Genomic DNA, 16002 nt, shown 5'->3' on the forward strand with positions numbered 1-16002 from the left:
CCTGTCAACGCATTCTGCCCCGCTATCGACACCGGGTGGCGCCAGCGCTGCCGCGGCGCGGCTTGACCCCGCATGCGGCCACTCAAAATACTCGTCGTACCCCGCAGCAAGGCGTTCCCATGGACACCCCGATCCTGCACTTCCACCCGCTGTCTTCGTGCTGCCAGAAGGTGCTCATCGCCGCCGGCGTGCTCGGCGTCGCGCTGGACACGCGCCTGTCGAACCTCGGCGACCCGGTCGAGCGCGCGGCATTCCGGGCACTGTGGCCGCTGGACAAGATGCCGCTGCTGATCGAGCAGGGCACGCCCATCGGCGAGACCAGCATCATCATCGAGTACCTCCAGCTCCACCATGCCGCCGACGGTGCGTGGCTGATTCCAGCGGATCCGGCGCAGGCGCTGGCGGTGAGGTTCTGGGACCGGTTCTGCGACTTCTACGTCATGACCCCGATGCAGGCGCTGACCGCCGCGCTGCTGCAGCCGGACGCGCAGGGGGATGCGCAGGCCACGGCGGCGGCGCGGGCCACCCTGCTCAAAAGTTACGCATTGCTGGATCGCCAGCTCGAGGGGCGGCGCTGGCTGACCGGCGAGGCGTTCACCCTGGCCGACTGCGCCGCGGCGCCCGCCCTGTTCTATGCCGTGGCCTACGTGCCGTTGCCCGACGCGCATACCGCGCTGTCGGCGTACGTGGCGCGGTTGATGGCGCATGCGGACGTGGCCGCGGTGGTCGATGCGGCCCGCCCGTGGTTCAAGTACTTCCCGGGACGGGCGGGGCTGGCCCGCCGCTACTACGACCCGCAGGCCTGATCCGCGCGGTGCGGGAGGGCAGAAACGAAAAAACCCGCTTGCGCGGGTTTGATCATTGTCTGAGTCATGGTGCCCAGGAGAGGACTCGAACCTCCACGAAGTTGCCCCCGCTAGCACCTGAAGCTAGTGCGTCTACCAATTCCGCCACCTGGGCGACTCAGGAGGCGAATTGTGGCGATGCCGCCGGGGCTTGTCAACGCTTTTGTTAAATTTCTTCACAAACCTGCATCCGCATCTGCCTAGACCGGTTCTGCACACCATCAGCGGTTACCATGGAGGCCAATGAAACCAAAGAAACCGACCCGGGGCGCGAAAGCCCCCAAGTCCCCGGCGCCCCAGGCTGCCGGTCCGTCGGGCAAGCCCCGCGCTGCCGCCAAGAAGGCCGGCAAGCTGCCACCGTGGATGCCCGAATCGATGAACACCCCGGCGCCGCCGCGGGGCGGCAAGCGCGGCGGCCCGAAGCCGGACACCGGCGCGCCGATCCCGACCCGCCGACGCCCGCACCCGAGTACCGCCGACATGAACGTGATCGACCCGCACGCGGCGCGTGAGGCCGAGCGCTATGCCCAGCCCATCGCCAGCCGCGAGGCGATCCTGCAGCTGCTGGACCGCTGCGACGGCCCGCAGACCGCCGAGGAGATCGGCATCCACCTGGGCCTGACCGAACCGGATCGCGCCGATGCACTGGGCAAACGCCTGGGCGCGATGGTGCGCGACGGCCAGCTCGTACAGAACCGCCGCGGCGGCTTCGCCCCGGTGCAGGCCACCAACCTGATCACCGGCGTGGTCATCGCCAACCCGGAAGGCTTCGGCTTCCTGCGCCCGGTGGAGGGCGGCGACGACCTGTTCCTGCCGCCGTATGAAATGCGCAAGGTCATGCATGGCGACCGCGTGCTGGCCAACGTCACCGGCATCGATCGTCGTGGCCGTCGCGAGGGCAGCATCGCCCGCGTGCTCGAGCGCGGCATGACCCGCCTGATCGGCCGCTTCAGCGTCGAGTTCGGCATCAATTACGTGGTCCCCGACGACAAGCGCGTGCAGCGCAATGTGCAGATCCCGCCCGACCAGACCGGCGATGCCCGCGACGGCCAGCTGGTGGTCTGCGAGCTGACCCAGGCGCCGGATACGCGGCGCCCGCCGATCGGCCGCATCATCGCGGTGCTCGGCGACAAGCTGACCGCTTCGCTGATCGTGGAAACGGCGATCCATGGCCACGAGCTGCCGTTCGAGTTCCCGCAGGAGGTACTCAACGAGGCCTCGGCGGTGCCGCTGGTGGTGGAGCCGTCGATGATCGGCGGCCGCGTGGACCTGCGCAGTACGCCGCTGGTGACCATCGATGGCGAGGATGCCAAGGACTTCGACGACGCGGTCTATTGCGAACCCAATGCCGACGGCTTCCGCCTGGTCGTGGCCATCGCCGACGTGTCCAATTACGTGCGCCCCGGCACCCCGCTGGACGATGAAGCCCAGAAGCGCGCCACCTCGGTGTACTTCCCGGGCTTCGTGGTGCCGATGCTGCCGGAGACTCTCTCCAACGGCATCTGCTCGCTGATGCCCAAGGTCGACCGCATGTGCTTCGTCTGCGACATGCAGGTGAGCCGCGAGGGCGAGGTGGTCCATTCGCGCTTCTACGAGGCGGTGATGAATTCGCACGCCCGCCTGACCTACACCCAGGTCTGGCAGGCGGTCGGCGAGAACGACACGGCCGTGCGCAACCAGATCGCCGCGGTGCTGCCGCAGGTCGAGCGCCTGCACCAGCTGTACAAGGTGCTGGCCAAGGCGCGTACCAAGCGCGGCGCGATCGAGTTCGAGTCGTCTGAAGTGCGCTTCGTGCTCGACAACACCGGTGAGGTCACCCAGGCCGGCATGCTGGTGCGCAACGATGCGCACAAGCTGATCGAAGAATGCATGATCGCGGCCAACGTGCAGGCCGCCCGTTACCTGCTGCACAAGCAGGTGCCGGCGCCGTTCCGCGACCATGCCAAGCCGCCGGAAGCCAAGTACGACGACCTGCTGGAGTTCCTCAAGGAATTCAAGCTGAGCCTGCCGCCGTGGTCGAAGGTGCAGCCGGGCGATTACACCAAGCTGCTCAAGAAGGTGCGCGAGCGCCCGGATGCGGCACTGCTGGAATCGGTCCTGCTGCGCAGCCAGAGCCTGGCGGTGTATTCGCCGGACAACCAGGGCCACTTCGGCCTGTCGCTGGACGCCTACGCCCACTTCACCTCGCCGATCCGTCGCTACCCCGACCTGCTGGTGCACCGCGCGATCAAGCATGCCCTCAGCGGCGCGCCGGTGGAGAAGTTCACCTACTCGGCACGCGAGATGGCCGCACTGGCGCTGCAGTGTTCCGAGCGTGAGCGCCGCGCCGACGAGGCCGAGCGCGAAGTCGACGAGCGCTACCGCGCGGCGTGGATGGAAAAGCACGTCGGCGGTCAGTTCGACGGCGTGATCAGTGGCGTGACCAGCTTCGGCCTGTTCGTGGAACTGGACGAATCCAAGGTCAACGGCCTGGTCCACGTGACCCAGCTCCCGCACGACTATTACCAGTTCGACGCTACCCGCAAGACCCTCAGCGGCGAACGCCGCGGCAAGGCCTACCGCCTGGGTGACCGGGTGCGCATCCTGGTGCTCAAGGCCAGCATGGAGGAGCGCAAGATCGACTTCCGCCTGGTCGAGGAAAAGGACGACGAGGTGGCCGAGCTGCCGCCGCGCGGCCAGCCCGCCAAGCGCCAGAAGCAGAAGTACTGACCGACGCGCGTACCGGCTCCGGCCGGTACCCCGCCCGTGCCGGTGCCGACCCTGGGTCGGCATCCGCTTGGGCCGCACCCTGCACACACCGATCGGAGCGCATGCCATGCCCGACGACACCCCCCAGTACAGCGGCGGCTGCCAGTGCGGCGCGGTCCGCTTCCATGTGCGCGGTGCGCTGACCGACAGTTCGATCTGCCACTGTCGGATGTGCCAGAAGGCGTTCGGTGCCTATTACGCACCGCTGGTGTCGGTGCGCCAGGTCGACTTCCGCTGGACCCGGGGCGAGCCGCGCCGGTTCGCCTCGTCCAACCTGGTCAAGCGCGGTTTCTGCGCGGACTGCGGCACGCCGTTGACCTACGAGGCGCCCGACGGCATGGCCATCGCCGCCGGGGCCTTCGATGCGCCGGCCCGTTTGCCGCCGACCGTGCAGTACGGGGTGGAGAGCAAGCTGCCGTTCGTGGACGGCCTGGGCGCCCTGGCCGTGATCCGCGACGAGGACGATCCGGAAATGGCGCTGCTGCAGGGCCTGGTCTCGCACCAGCACCCTGACCATGACACGCCATGATCAGGGGCAGGCAGGGCCTGGCCGGGGCGCGTGGGCGCCCGCGGACGCGGCCGGCGCGGAGGGGGCAGCGGTCCCTGCGCGGCCGGGAGTGAACGCCCGGCAGGGCAGGGCGGGCCTTGATGCTCTACCATTACCACCCCCTGTACCGGTCGTGCCCCCGCAATGAGCAAGCAAAGCCAGTGGATCGTCGGCGTCAACGCCGTCGCCTCTTCGATCGAGAACGATGCCGAGAACGTCCGCGAGGTGCTGATCGAAGCCAGCGCGAAGAATCCGCGGCTGGTCGAGATCGAAGAGAATGCGCGGCGCAAGGGCATCGACGTGCGCAAGGTCAACACCCAGGCGCTGGACGGCGTGGGCGGCTCGGTGCGCCACCAGGGCGTTGCCGCGCGCTACCAGGCCGCACGTACCTATAGCGAAAACGAGCTGGAAGGCCTGGTCGAGGCCGCCGAGGGCAAGGCCCTGCTGCTGGTGCTCGACGAGGTGCAGGACCCGCACAACCTCGGCGCCTGCCTGCGCAGCGCGGCTGCCGCCGGTGCCACCGCGGTGATCATTCCCAAGGACAAGTCCGCGACGGTCAACGCCACCGTGCGCAAGACCTCGGCCGGTGCCGCCGATCGCATCCCGGTGGTGGCGGTGACCAACCTGTCGCGTTGCCTGAAGGATCTGCAGAAGCTGGGGGTGTGGATCTACGGACTGGCCGGCGAAGCCACCGCCTCGCTGTATTCGATCGACCTGAAGGGCAACGTGGCGCTAGTGCTGGGCGGCGAAGCCGACGGCCTGCGCCGCCTCACCCGCGAGAACTGCGACAGCCTGGTCAAGATCCCGATGCCGGGCGACATTGAAAGCCTGAACGTCTCCGTCGCCACCGGCGTGAGCCTGTTCGAAGCCGTCCGCCAGCGCGGTCTGTAACCGCGCCGGTAGAGCCGACCGTTGGTCGGCTGCAGACCCGGTACGTAGAGCCGACCGTTGGTCGGCTGAAGACCCGGTACGTAGAGCCGACCGTTGGTCGGCTGAAGACCCGGTACGTAGAGCCGACCGTTAGTCGGCTGAAGACCCGATGCGTAGAGCCGACCGTTGGTCGGCTGAAGACCCGATACGTAGCGCCGACCGTTGGTCGGCTGAAGACCCGATACGTGGATCCGACCGTTGGTCGGCTGCAGACCCGGTACGTAGCGCCGACCGTTGGTCGGCTGAAGACCCGATACGTAGCGCCGACCGTCGGTCGGCTGCAGACCCGGTACGTAGCGCCGACCGTTGGTCGGCTGCACACCCGATACGTAGAGCCGACCGTTGGTCGGCTGCAGACCCGGTACGTAGAGCAGCCGACCAACGGTCGGCTCTACGGTTACCCCGCGCTGCCGCCCAGCGCCTTGAACAGCGTCACATCGTTGATCAGCTGCTTCTGCTTCACCGAGGCCAGCGACAGCTCCGCGTCGCGGCGGGTCTGCTGCGCTTCCAGCCAGGTGCGCAGGTCGGTGGCACCCACGCGGTAACGCACTTCGTACATCCGCTCGATCTCCACCGCCTCGTCATACGACGCCTGCGACGAGGCTACCTGGCGCGCGAACTGCTCGCGGGCCGACAGCGCGTTGTCCACCTCCGACAGCGCGGTATACAGCGTGCGACGGAACTCGTTGGCCGCGATCTGGTAGTCGGTGCCGGCCATGCGCGTGTTCAACTGCGCCTGGCGGATGTTGAGGAACGGCAGCGACAGGCCGGCGCCCAGCGTGGCGACCGGGTTTTCCAGCACGTTGGACAACGACGTCGCGCCGCTGCCGACGCTGCCGGTGAGGCTCAGCGCGGGGTAGTACTGGGTGGCGGTCACCTTGATCGTCTTGAGGCTGTTGCGCAGCCGCAGCTCGGCCGCGCGCAGGTCCGGTCGCCGCCCGAGCAGGTCGGCCGGCAGGCCTTCGGCCACGACCGGGCGGCCACCATCACGCAGTTGCTGCGGCTCTTCGTCCAGCGGCCACGGTTGCCCGTCCAGCAGCACGGTCAGGGCATTGCGGCTGGCCACGCGCTGCTGCTCCAGCGCGCTCTGCGCGGCGCGCTGCGCTTCCAGGCTCTGGGTGGCCTGGCGGACCTCCAGGCGCGACACCGCGCCGGCGTCGAAGCGCGCCTGGACCAGTTGCCGGGTGCGCTCCAGGCGGGCCAGGTTGGCCTGGCCGGCGGTGATCGACTGGTTGAGGAAGGCCAGCGTCCAGTACTGCGTGGCCACATCGCCGACCACCAGCAACGCGGTGTTCTGCAGGTCTTCCTCACGCGCCTGCGCCTCCCACTGGGCGATGTCGCGCTGGGTGCGCAGGCGGCCCCACAGGTCGATTTCCCACTGCAGGGACACGCTGGCCGAGCTGTTACGGCTCCAGTCGGCGCGCTGGTCGATGGCGCGGCTGCCGTTGCTGCCGACGCTGCCGCCGGGCTGCGGCCACAAGGCGTTGTCGGCCAGCCCGGCCTGCAGGCGTGCGCGCTGCACGGCCAGCCCGGCCGAGGCCAGGTCGGTGTTGGCGGCCAGGGCGCGCTCGACCACCCGGTCCAGGCCCGGGTCGCCAAACTGGTGCCACCAGGGGTCGTCGCGCACATCGGTGCTGGCGGCATGCGGCAGCGCGTCCACGGTTTCGGTGGGGGCGTTGCGTGCCGCATCGCCCCGCCCGTAGCCGGCCGGCACGGTCGGTGCATCGACCTGGTAGTGCCCGGTGCTGACGCAGGCGCCGAGCGCCAGCGTGGTGGCGCAGGCTAGGGCCAGTGGGCGAAGGCGGGCGAGGGTAAGCGGAGAAAGGACCATCATCATTCGCGCGCCAGCGCCTCCACGGGATCAAGTTGGGCGGCATTGCGCGCCGGAAGGAAGCCGAACGCCACGCCGATCAGGCTGGAGCAGGCGAAGGCCGCGACGATCGACGCGGTCGAGTACACCATCTGGAAATCCGGGGCGAACTTGCCGAACAGCCAGCCCACCAGCAGCGACAGGCCCACGCCGAGCAGGCCGCCGAGCAGGCACACCAGCACCGCCTCGATCAGGAACTGCTGGCGGATGTCGCTCTGTCGCGCGCCCACGGCCATGCGCACGCCGATTTCGCGGGTGCGCTCGGTCACCGACACCAGCATGATGTTCATCACCCCGATGCCGCCCACCAGCAGCGCGATCGCGGCGATCGCGCTGATCAGCAGGGTCATGGTGCGGGTGGTCTGCTCGATGGTCTCGCGGATCTCGGCACTGTTGCTGAGGAAGAAGTCCTCGGTGCCGTGGCGCATGATCAGCAGCTTGGAAATCGCCGCCTGCGCTGCATCCATCGGCGTGCTGTCATCCACGCGCACGGTGATGCTGGATACATAGCTCTGGCCGAGCATGCGCGACATCACCGTGGTGTACGGCACCCACACGCCCAGGCTGGTGCTGCCACCGAAGCCGAAGCTCTGTCGCTGCGCCACGCCGATCACCCGTACCGGCACGTTGCCGAGTAGGATCACCTGGCCGATGGGATCGGCGCCGTTGGGGAAGAACTGGGTGCGCGTGTTCTCGTCGATTACCGCCACCTGGGCCAGGCCCTTGACCGCATCGCCATCGAAGAAGCTGCCCTGGCTGAGGGTGACGCCCTTGACCCGGAAGAACTGCTCGCCCACGCCACTTACCTGCGCGGTGGCCGACTGGTTGCGGTAGCGCGCGGTGACCGAGGAGGAGACGCTCGGGGTGGAGCTGTCCACATAGCTCTGCCGTGCCAGCGCGTCCGAATCGCTGGCCTTGAGGGTCTGCACGCGCGCCGAGCGCATGTCGCCGAAGCCGCGCCCGGAGTAGACGTCGATGGTGTTGGTGCCCAGCGCACTGATGTTCTGCAGGATCTGCTGCTGCGACCCATTGCCCAGGGCCACCACCGAGACCACCGAGGCGATGCCGATGATGATGCCGAGCATGGTCAGGAACGTGCGCAGGCGATGGGCATTCATCGCCAGCAAGGCCATCCGGAATGCCTCGGTGAAGCGGTCGCGCGCGGCGCGCCAGCTGTGGCCCTTGCCGGCGGCCACGGTGGCGTCGCGCTGGGCACGATAGGTCGGTGCGTTGGGGTTGGCGCGGTCGGCGATGATTTCACCGTCGCGGATCTCGATGATGCGCTGGGCGTGCTCGGCCACGCTCATGTCGTGGGTGACGATGATGATGGTGTGGCCTTCGGCGTGCAGCTCGCCGAGGATGCCCATCACTTCCTCGCCGGACCGGGTGTCCAGCGCGCCGGTCGGCTCGTCGGCCAGGATCACCTCGCCACCGTTCATCAGCGCCCGTGCGATCGACACGCGCTGCTGCTGGCCACCGGAAAGCTGGCCGGGCTTGTGCTGCATGCGATCGCCCAGGCCCAGCCGCTGCAGGAGCTGTTCGGCGCGCGCGGTGCGCACGGGGGCGGGGCTGCCGGCATAGACCGCCGGCACCTCCACGTTGCCGCGCGCGTCGAGGTCGCCGAGCAGGTGATAGCGCTGGAAGATGAAGCCGAAATGCTCGCGGCGCAGTTCGGCCAGCTCATCCGGCAGCATGCTGCCGGTCTCGCGGCCGGCTACCTGGTAGCTGCCGCGGGTGGGGCGGTCCAGGCAGCCGAGGATGTTCATCAGCGTGGACTTGCCGGAGCCGGACTGGCCGACGATGGCGACGATCTCGCCGGCGGCGATGTCCAGGTTGACGTCGCGCAGCACGGCGATGGTCTCATCGCCGGCGGGAAACTCGCGGCGCAGGTCGCGCAGGCGCAGCAGTGGCATGTCTTTCGACGCCGGGCTCATCGACGCGGCCCACCCATGCCCGGGCCACCGATGCGGACCTGGGCGCCGCGGCCACCGCCGCCGCCACTGCCGGCCGCGGCCGCGGCCGCGCCGCCTTCGCCGACCACCACCTTCTCGCCTTCCTCCACGCCGGACAGCACCTCGGCCGTAGCGCCGTTGTTGATGCCGATCCTGACCTTGCGCGGGGCCGGCATGCCGTCGGCGTCGGCCACGCGCACCATGTACTGGCCATCGCGGGTCTTCGGGCCCAGCGCCACCGCCGGGATGGTCAGCACGCCCTTGGCCTGCTTGAGCATCACCGAGACCTGCGCGGTCATGTCGATGCGCAGGCTGCCGTCCGGGTTTTCCACGTCGAACAACGCGTTGTAGTACACCGCGCTGCTGGAACTGGAACTGGACGCACTGGAACTGGACGAACTGTCGTTGGCGATCGAGGCCGGCGCCGGATTGATCTGGCGCAGGGTGGCGTGGTACTTGCGGTCCGGCTCGCCCAGCGTGGTGAAGTACACCGGCATGCCGGCCTTGATCTTGACCACGTCCGCCTCGGAGACCTCGGCATTGACCGTGACCAGGTCCAGGCGGGCCAGCATCACGATCGTCGGCGCGGTCTGGTTGGCGTTCACCGTGCGCCCTTCCTCGGCGACCACGGCGACCACGGTGCCATCCATGGGCGCGGTGATGCGGGTATAGGACAGGGTGGCGCGGGCGGTGGCCAGTTCGGTCTCGCGGCCCTTGATCTGCGCGTCGTAGGACTGGATCTGCGCGCGGGCGGTCTTCAGCTTGGCGTCGGCGGCGTCGTACTCGGCACGCGAGGTGGCCTCGGCGGCCAGCATCTGCTGCTGGCGCGCGAACTCCAGCTCGGCTTCGCGCAGGCTGGCCTGCTGCACCGCGCGCTGCGCCTTGACCTGGTCCAGCGTGGCCTGGGCGTTGAGCACCTGGTTCTGCTGGGTGGTGGCGTCGATCTCGGCGATCAGGTCGCCTTCCTTGACGGTATCGCCCAGCTGTACCTTCAACGACTTGATCTGGCCGGAGGCCTGCGCACCCACGCTGACCAGCTTGTAGGCATCGATCACGCCGGTGGCTTCCACGGTCTGCTCGATGTCGCCACGGGTGACCGCGGTGGTGGCCAGGGCCGGGGCAGCCGGCTTGCGCAGGTACCATGCGACAATCGCGGCCACCGCGACAAGGACGATGATCGACAGCAGCAGGCGGCCGCGACGGGTGGTGGGCAGGCGGGGCTTCACGATGATCGTCTACTCGGCAGGCCGGCGTGCGGCGTTGTCAGCATTGTGAAGACCCCTCCGCGCTGGCTCAACACTCATCGTGTGTCGGGGCGTAACCGCAGCGTGGCTTTCTTATGTCGTTGTGTGTCGAGCGGCTTGTTTGAAACACGCGTACGCAAACCACTGGATGCGGTTCAGCTCCCGACAGGGGATCATGGCCGCATGGAGACTCTCAATCCGATGCATCGACTGCTGATCGTCGACGACGACCACGACATCCGCCACCTGCTGGCCGAACAGCTCGGCCGTGCCGGCTATCAGGTCAGCACCGCCAGCGATGGCCAGGCCATGCGCCAGGTGCTCGAGCGCGAGCACGTGGACCTGATCGTGCTCGACCTCAACCTGCCGCGCGAAGATGGCCTGACCCTGTGCCGCGACCTGCGCGCGCGCTCGAGCACGCCGGTGATCATGCTCACCGCGCGCAGCGAGCCGATCGACCGCGTGCTGGGCCTGGAAATGGGGGCCGACGACTACCTGGGCAAACCGTTCGAGCCGCGCGAACTACTGGCGCGTATCCGCAACGTGCTGCGCCGTACCGAAGCGCTGCCGGCCAACCTGGAGCCGCTGGCGATCCGGCGCGCGCGCTTCTCGCACTGGATCTTCGACCTGGAGCACCGCCACCTGCTGGATCCGGATGGCCGCGTGGTAGTCCTGTCCGGTGCCGAGTTCCGGCTGCTGCGGGTGTTCGTGGGGCACGCCAACAAGGTGCTCTCGCGCGAACAGCTGGTGGCGCTGAGCAGTGGCCGCAGCTACGAATCCCAGGACCGCGCGATCGACCTGCAGGTCAGCCGGCTGCGCAACAAGCTGGCCGACGATGGCGGCAGCGACGGGTTGATCAAGACCGTGCGCAATGAAGGGTACGTGCTGGCCACGGCGGTGACCCTGGAATGAGACGCCTGGGCCGGTTCTTCGCCTCGATGGTGGGGCGCCTGTTCGTGATCCTGCTGCTGGGCATGAGCGTGGCCGCGATCGGCGCGACGATGCTGGCCAGCGCCAAGCGGCAGCAGGAGTTCGAGCGACAGAACCTCAATCGCATCGCCGACCGGCTGCAGGGCTTCGTCAACATGCTCGACGGCAACCCCGAGCTGCGCGACCGCCTGCTCGACAGCGGTGGCCCGAGCGTGCGGCGGCTGCCGCCCGGCGCGCGGGTGGGGCGCCCGGACACCGCGCTGATGGAGGTGCTGGACGACCGCCCCGGGCCGGTGGCCAGCAGCCAGGTTGCCTTCACTTCGTTCCGCTCCTGCCTGCCGCGGCTGCCCGAGCTGCCGCACCCGAAGAAGCCGCGCAACGGCCCGCCGCGCGAGAGTGACCCCGCCTTCATCCCGCCCAAATGCCGGATGGTGGCGCTGCGCCTGAGCGATGGCACCCCGCTGCAGCTCGCGCTGGATTCGCCGGCGGTGGCGCACAACGGCATCCTGGCCGTCGACCCGCTGTTCCTGAGCCTGCTGGTGCTGGCCATCGCGGTGCTGGCCTACGTGGTCGCGCGCATGGCCAGCGCGCCGCTGCAGCGCCTGGCCGCCGCGGCGGCCGCACTCGGCGATGACCTGCAGGGCGCGCCGATGCCGGTGACCGGGCCGCTGGAGGTACAGCGCGCCGCCGAGGCCTTCAATGCCATGCAGAAGCGCCTGCAGCGCCACCTGGGGGAGCGCACCCAGATGCTGGCGGCCATCACCCATGACCTGCAGACCCCGGTGACCCGGCTGCGGTTGCGGCTGGAGAACGTGGGCGATGAAGCCCTGCGCGAGCGCCTGATCGGCGACCTGGCGGCCATGCAGGCCTTGATCCGCGAGGGCCTGGAGCTGGCCCGGAGTGCCGAGAGCGCCGAGCAGCGCGCCGCGCTGGACCTGGATTCGCTGCTGGAGAGCATCGTGGAGGACGCGGTGGAAGCCGGTGCCGACGTGCGCTTCGACCGGCCCAGCGGGGCGGTGCTGATGCTGCGCCCGCTGGCCATGCACCGGTTGTTCTCCAACCTGGTCGACAACGCGGTTACCTACGGCCAATCGGCCCGGGTCAGCGTGGAGCAGGACGCGGACAAGGTGGTGGTCCGCATCCGCGACAGCGGCCCGGGCCTGGCCGAGGACGAACTGGAGGCGGTGTTCGACCCGTTCGTGCGGCTGGAGACCTCGCGCTCGCGCGCGACCGGCGGTGCCGGCCTGGGCCTGACCATCGCCCGCGCCCTGGCCGAGAAGGACGGTGCCCGGCTGAAGCTGCGCAACCACCCGAAGGGCGGGTTGGAGGCGGTGGTGGAGTGGCCGGCCAGCCTGCGGGCCAGCGGCACCCGCCACGCCTGAACGACGTGGACACAAAGTGGTGCGGTTTTGCCTACTATGGGCAACCCCACCGCGTTGTCCTGCATGAGCGCGTCTTTGCCCGTCGGTTGCCATTGGAGTGCATCGCCGCCTGTTGCCTGCTGTCCTGCCCACCCCGGCTGGTCCTGATCGATGGGCCAAGGGGGAGGCGGTAGCCGGTGGCGGCCGGCACAACGAAAGGTCTTGCAGCGCGTCGGCGCGGCGTTGCTGTGGCTGTGCCTGTGCGGGCTGATGTCCTGGCCGCTGTCGGCCCAGGACGGGCCACCGCCGCTGCGCGATTACGCCATCGACGTGTGGACCTCGCGCAACGGCCTGCCGCACAACTCGCTGCGCGACATTGCGCAGACGCCCGAAGGCCACCTGTGGTTCGCCACGTGGGAAGGCCTGGTGCGCTACAACGGCCTGGATTTCACCGTCTTCGACCGCAGCACCAAGCCGGGCCTGCGCGATAACGGCGTGGGCGCGCTGTTCGTCGATCGCGCCGGCGCGCTGTGGATCAGCGACTCGCGTGGCAACGTCACCCGGCGCGGCACCGACGGGCGCTGGCAGGTGTTCGAACATGCCCCGGGCGCGCCGGAGGTCCTGATCCAGGCGATGCAGATGGACAGCCACGGGCGCCTGTGGCTGCTCTACGAGGGCCAGGGCATCGGCAGCCTCGGCGCGGACGGCACCTTCCAGTACCAGAAGCCACCGGCGGACGTGCCGATGGCGATGAGCTTCACCAAGCTGGTGGTGGATGCGCAGGACCGGGTCTGGGTGGGCACGCTGGATGGCCTGGTGGTGCGCGACAACGACGGCGTGCTGCGCCGCGCCCCGGAGAGCTTCGGGCTGGGCCGCGGCCTGGTGTGGCCGTACCGCGCGCCCGACGGGGTGATGTGGATCGTGGCCGGCGAGCGCGTCTACCGCATGCAGGACGGCCTGCCGCAGCTGCAGCACCGCCTGCCCGGGGTGATGCATATCACCGCGATGCTGCAGGACCGGCACGGCGACCTGTGGCTGGGCACCGAGAACCAGGGCCTGCTGCGCTTGTCCCGCCATGGGCTGGAGCGCCTGCCGAACGGGCTGTCGCTGCCCGGAGGGCGGGTGGTGAGCCTGCGCGAAGACGCCGAAGGCAGCATCTGGGTGGGCGCCAACGGCGGCCTGTACCGCTTGCGCGAGACCTTGTTCAGCAGCTTCACCGAGCGCGATGGGCTCAGCGGCGACTACGTGCGCACGGTGCTGGAGGACCAGGACCGGCAACTGTGGATCGGCAGCGCCAACGGCCTGGACCGGCGCGATGCGCAGGGCCGGTTCGTGCCGGTACGGCTGCACAACAGTGGCGGCAAGACTCCCTCGGTGCTGAGCCTGGCCCAGGACCACGACGGCGACCTGTGGGTGGGCACCTTCGGCGATGGCGTGTTCCGCCTGGACTCCCACGGGCGCACGCTGCGCATCTACGGCACGGCCGATGGCCTGCCCGGCGGCAACATCCGCGCGATGAGCGTGGACCGCGCCGGCGCGGTGTGGGCCGGCACCCAGAAGGGCGTGGTGCGGATCGACCGCAGCGGCGTGCACGTGCCCGACCTGCCGGGGATGCCCGGTGGACTGATCACGGCGATGACGCACGACGCCGATGGCGCGTTGTGGATCGGCACCATCGAAGGGATCAAGGTGCTGCGCGGCGACCACGTGCAGAGCATCGACCTGGCCCCGCTGGGAGGCGGGCGCAGCGTGTTCGGTTTCCAGCAGATCGGCGATGCGATGTGGATCAGCAGTGATCGCGGCCTGTACCGCTGGGAAGACGGCACGCTGGCGCGGGTCGGCCTGGAGCAGGGCATGCCGGTGGACACGGTCTTCCAGCTGGTGCCCGACCGGGTCGGCAATGTCTGGATCAGCAGCAACCGGGGCGTGCTGCGCACCGACATGGCCATGCTCAACCAGGTCGCCGACGGCCGCGCCAAGCGGGTCGAGGTGGAGCATTACAACGAAATCGACGGCATGGCCAACTCGCAGGCCAACGGCAGTTCCGGGCCGTCGGCGCTGCTGCGCCAGGACGGGACGTTCTGGGTGGTCACCGCCGGTGGCCTGAGCATGGTCGACCCGTTGCGCCTGCAGCGCTTCCGCGAGCGCCTCGCCCCGCCGGCGGTGATCGAGAACGTACTGGTGGATGGCAAGCCGCTGCATTGGCAGGGCAGCGACCACAACCGCATTCCCGGTGGGCGCCGGCTCAGCGTGAGCTATGTCGGCCTGAGCTACCTGATGTCCGAGCGGATCCGCTACCGCACCCGCCTGGCCGGCCTGGACAACGGCTGGATCGAGCGCGGCCAGCAGCGCAGCGTGGAGTTCATCGGCCTGCCGCCCGGCGACTACACCCTGCACGTATCGGCGGCCCACCCGGGCGGTAGCTGGAGCGACAGCGAAGCGGTGTGGGAGTTCACCGTCGAACCATTCCTGTGGCAGCGCCGCAGCGTGCAGGCGATCGCCGCCCTGCTGTTGCTGGCCGGGTTGGTCGCGCTGTACCGCTACCTGATCAACCGCTACAAGACCAGCAACATCCGCCTGGCGCGGATGGTGGACGAGGCCACCCGCGACCTGCAGGCGCAGACGGTCAACCTGCAGGCCCTGAACCAGGAAAAGACCGAACTGGCCGACCGCCTGGCGGTGCAGGCCGAGCAGTTCGGCCGCCAGGCGCGCGAGGACGCGTTGACCGGGCTGCCCAACCGGCGCGCATTCGACGAGGCGCTGGCCCGCGATTTCGCCCGCTCGCAGCGCAGTGGCCATCCGCTGTGCCTGGTGGTGCTGGACATTGACCACTTCAAGGAGGTCAACGACCAGCACAGCCATAGCGTGGGCGACGTGGTGCTGGTTGAGGTGGCGCGGGTGATCGCCTCGGCCTGTCGCGACTCGGACATGCCGGCGCGTACCGGTGGCGAAGAGTTCACCCTGCTGCTCAACGACACCCGCCTGGCGGAAGCGGCGCAGGTCTGCGCGCGCCTGCGCGGGCTGTTCCATGACCATCCGGACTGGGCCGGCGTGCCGGGCCTGAAGGTGACCTTCAGCGCCGGCCTGGTCGAACTGGATGCCGCCGACCGCACCCCGATGCTGCTCTACCAGCGCGCCGACCGTGCGCTGTACCGCGCCAAGAGCGAGGGACGGGACCGCACCGCAATCGGGTAGAGCCGACCGTTGGTCGGCTGCGCGAGATGATCGATACACCCGTAGAGCCGACCGTTGGTCGGCTGCGCGCAGTGATCGATACACCCGTAGAGCCGACCGTTGGTCGGCTGCGCGCGATGATCGATACATCCGTAGAGCCGACCGTTGGTCGGCTGCGCGCGATGGTGGTTGTGCAGGCGGTTGGCGTTGAAGAGCAGCCGACCAACGGTCGGCTCTACGGTCGTGGCCACGCGGTGCCGATGGTCCAGAACGACTTGGCGTTGTGCTCGGTGTCGTACACCGCGCTGTGCGCCTCGTCGGCATCCCAGCCCAGGCCCGCGGCGGTGGCCGCAGGTAAGAGCACGGTCTGGCCACAGACCGTGCTCGGCTGCGCGCGGTGA

10 protein-coding genes, 1 tRNA gene and 1 pseudogene are annotated in these 16002 nt (G+C 69.2%); 7 read left to right on the forward strand and 5 right to left on the reverse strand.

All coding sequences use genetic code 11. From position 1 onward, the window contains the following. Positions 1-119: 119 nt before the first annotated feature. Entirely contained in the window at positions 120-806 is a 687-nt protein-coding gene (locus AC06FD_RS08800; RefSeq protein ID WP_478077580.1) for a glutathione S-transferase family protein, read from the forward strand. Between the two features lie 67 nt (positions 807-873). Here AC06FD_RS08800 and AC06FD_RS08805 read toward each other — a convergent pair. Next, positions 874-960 (reverse strand) — tRNA-Leu (locus tag AC06FD_RS08805). A 128-nt stretch (positions 961-1088) separates the two neighbouring features. On the opposite strand from AC06FD_RS08805, the gene rnr reads away from it, so the two are divergent. The 3 genes from rnr (at position 1089) to rlmB (ending at position 5031) form a co-directional block, all read left to right on the forward strand. Beyond that, complete coding sequence (gene rnr / locus AC06FD_RS08810) at positions 1089-3554, forward strand: ribonuclease R (protein ID WP_449336425.1); 2466 nt, start codon at positions 1089-1091, stop codon at positions 3552-3554. A gap of 106 nt (positions 3555-3660) precedes the next feature. Beyond that, entirely contained in the window at positions 3661-4122 is a 462-nt protein-coding gene (locus tag AC06FD_RS08815; protein WP_478077581.1) for a GFA family protein, read from the forward strand. A gap of 162 nt (positions 4123-4284) precedes the next feature. Beyond that, positions 4285-5031 (forward strand): 23S rRNA (guanosine(2251)-2'-O)-methyltransferase RlmB, encoded by a 747-nt coding sequence (gene rlmB, locus AC06FD_RS08820; protein ID WP_259204247.1) that lies wholly within the window; start codon positions 4285-4287, stop codon positions 5029-5031. A 436-nt stretch (positions 5032-5467) separates the two neighbouring features. On the opposite strand, the gene AC06FD_RS08825 is transcribed toward rlmB, so the two are convergent. The 3 genes from AC06FD_RS08825 to AC06FD_RS08835 are packed head-to-tail and all read right to left on the reverse strand — an operon-like array spanning position 5468 to position 10118. Continuing rightward, a complete protein-coding gene (locus AC06FD_RS08825; protein WP_259204248.1) occupies positions 5468-6901 on the reverse strand; it encodes an efflux transporter outer membrane subunit in 1434 nt (477 codons plus the stop codon). A 2-nt stretch (positions 6902-6903) separates the two neighbouring features. Next, entirely contained in the window at positions 6904-8874 is a 1971-nt protein-coding gene (locus AC06FD_RS08830) for a MacB family efflux pump subunit (protein WP_259204249.1), read from the reverse strand. Then, the gene (locus tag AC06FD_RS08835; RefSeq protein WP_478077582.1) at positions 8871-10118 is read right to left on the reverse strand and encodes an efflux RND transporter periplasmic adaptor subunit; all 1248 of its coding nucleotides are present in this window, start codon (positions 10116-10118) and stop codon (positions 8871-8873) included. The genes AC06FD_RS08830 and AC06FD_RS08835 overlap by 4 nt, the downstream gene beginning before the upstream one ends. Before the next feature lie 201 nt (positions 10119-10319). Here AC06FD_RS08835 and AC06FD_RS08840 point away from each other — a divergent pair, with 201 nt between their 5' ends. The 3 genes from AC06FD_RS08840 (at position 10320) to AC06FD_RS08850 (ending at position 15622) form a co-directional block, all read left to right on the forward strand. Continuing rightward, entirely contained in the window at positions 10320-11048 is a 729-nt protein-coding gene (locus tag AC06FD_RS08840) for a response regulator (RefSeq protein WP_259204255.1), read from the forward strand. Next, positions 11045-12448: a sensor histidine kinase gene (locus AC06FD_RS08845; protein ID WP_259204257.1), complete on the forward strand. Its 1404-nt coding sequence runs from the start codon at positions 11045-11047 to the stop codon at positions 12446-12448. Before AC06FD_RS08840 ends, AC06FD_RS08845 begins: the two co-directional genes overlap by 4 nt. Before the next feature lie 249 nt (positions 12449-12697). Next, positions 12698-15622, forward strand: a complete 2925-nt coding sequence (locus AC06FD_RS08850; RefSeq protein ID WP_478077774.1) for a two-component regulator propeller domain-containing protein — start codon at positions 12698-12700, stop codon at positions 15620-15622. A 214-nt stretch (positions 15623-15836) separates the two neighbouring features. Here AC06FD_RS08850 and AC06FD_RS08855 read toward each other — a convergent pair. Then, a pseudogene (locus tag AC06FD_RS08855) lies at positions 15837-15974 on the reverse strand (ribonuclease T); the annotation flags it as partial. Between the last annotated feature and the right edge of the window lie 28 nt (positions 15975-16002).

The sequence above is a fragment of the Stenotrophomonas sp. Steno-Z1 genome, assembly GCF_056393175.1.

Bases quoted from the DNA above. Each gene is read 5' to 3' on its own strand.
- rlmB (WP_259204247.1), top strand. From the start codon at position 4,285: ATGAGCAAGCAAAGCCAGTGGATCGTCGGCGTCAACGCCGTCGCCTCT.
- AC06FD_RS08830 (WP_259204249.1), bottom strand. From the start codon at position 8,874: ATGAGCCCGGCGTCGAAAGACATGCCACTGCTGCGCCTGCGCGACCTG.
- AC06FD_RS08815 (WP_478077581.1), top strand. From the start codon at position 3,661: ATGCCCGACGACACCCCCCAGTACAGCGGCGGCTGCCAGTGCGGCGCG.
- AC06FD_RS08825 (WP_259204248.1), bottom strand. From the start codon at position 6,901: ATGGTCCTTTCTCCGCTTACCCTCGCCCGCCTTCGCCCACTGGCCCTA.
- AC06FD_RS08850 (WP_478077774.1), top strand. From the start codon at position 12,698: ATGTCCTGGCCGCTGTCGGCCCAGGACGGGCCACCGCCGCTGCGCGAT.
- AC06FD_RS08845 (WP_259204257.1), top strand. From the start codon at position 11,045: ATGAGACGCCTGGGCCGGTTCTTCGCCTCGATGGTGGGGCGCCTGTTC.
- rnr (WP_449336425.1), top strand. From the start codon at position 1,089: ATGAAACCAAAGAAACCGACCCGGGGCGCGAAAGCCCCCAAGTCCCCG.
- AC06FD_RS08840 (WP_259204255.1), top strand. From the start codon at position 10,320: ATGGAGACTCTCAATCCGATGCATCGACTGCTGATCGTCGACGACGAC.
- AC06FD_RS08800 (WP_478077580.1), top strand. From the start codon at position 120: ATGGACACCCCGATCCTGCACTTCCACCCGCTGTCTTCGTGCTGCCAG.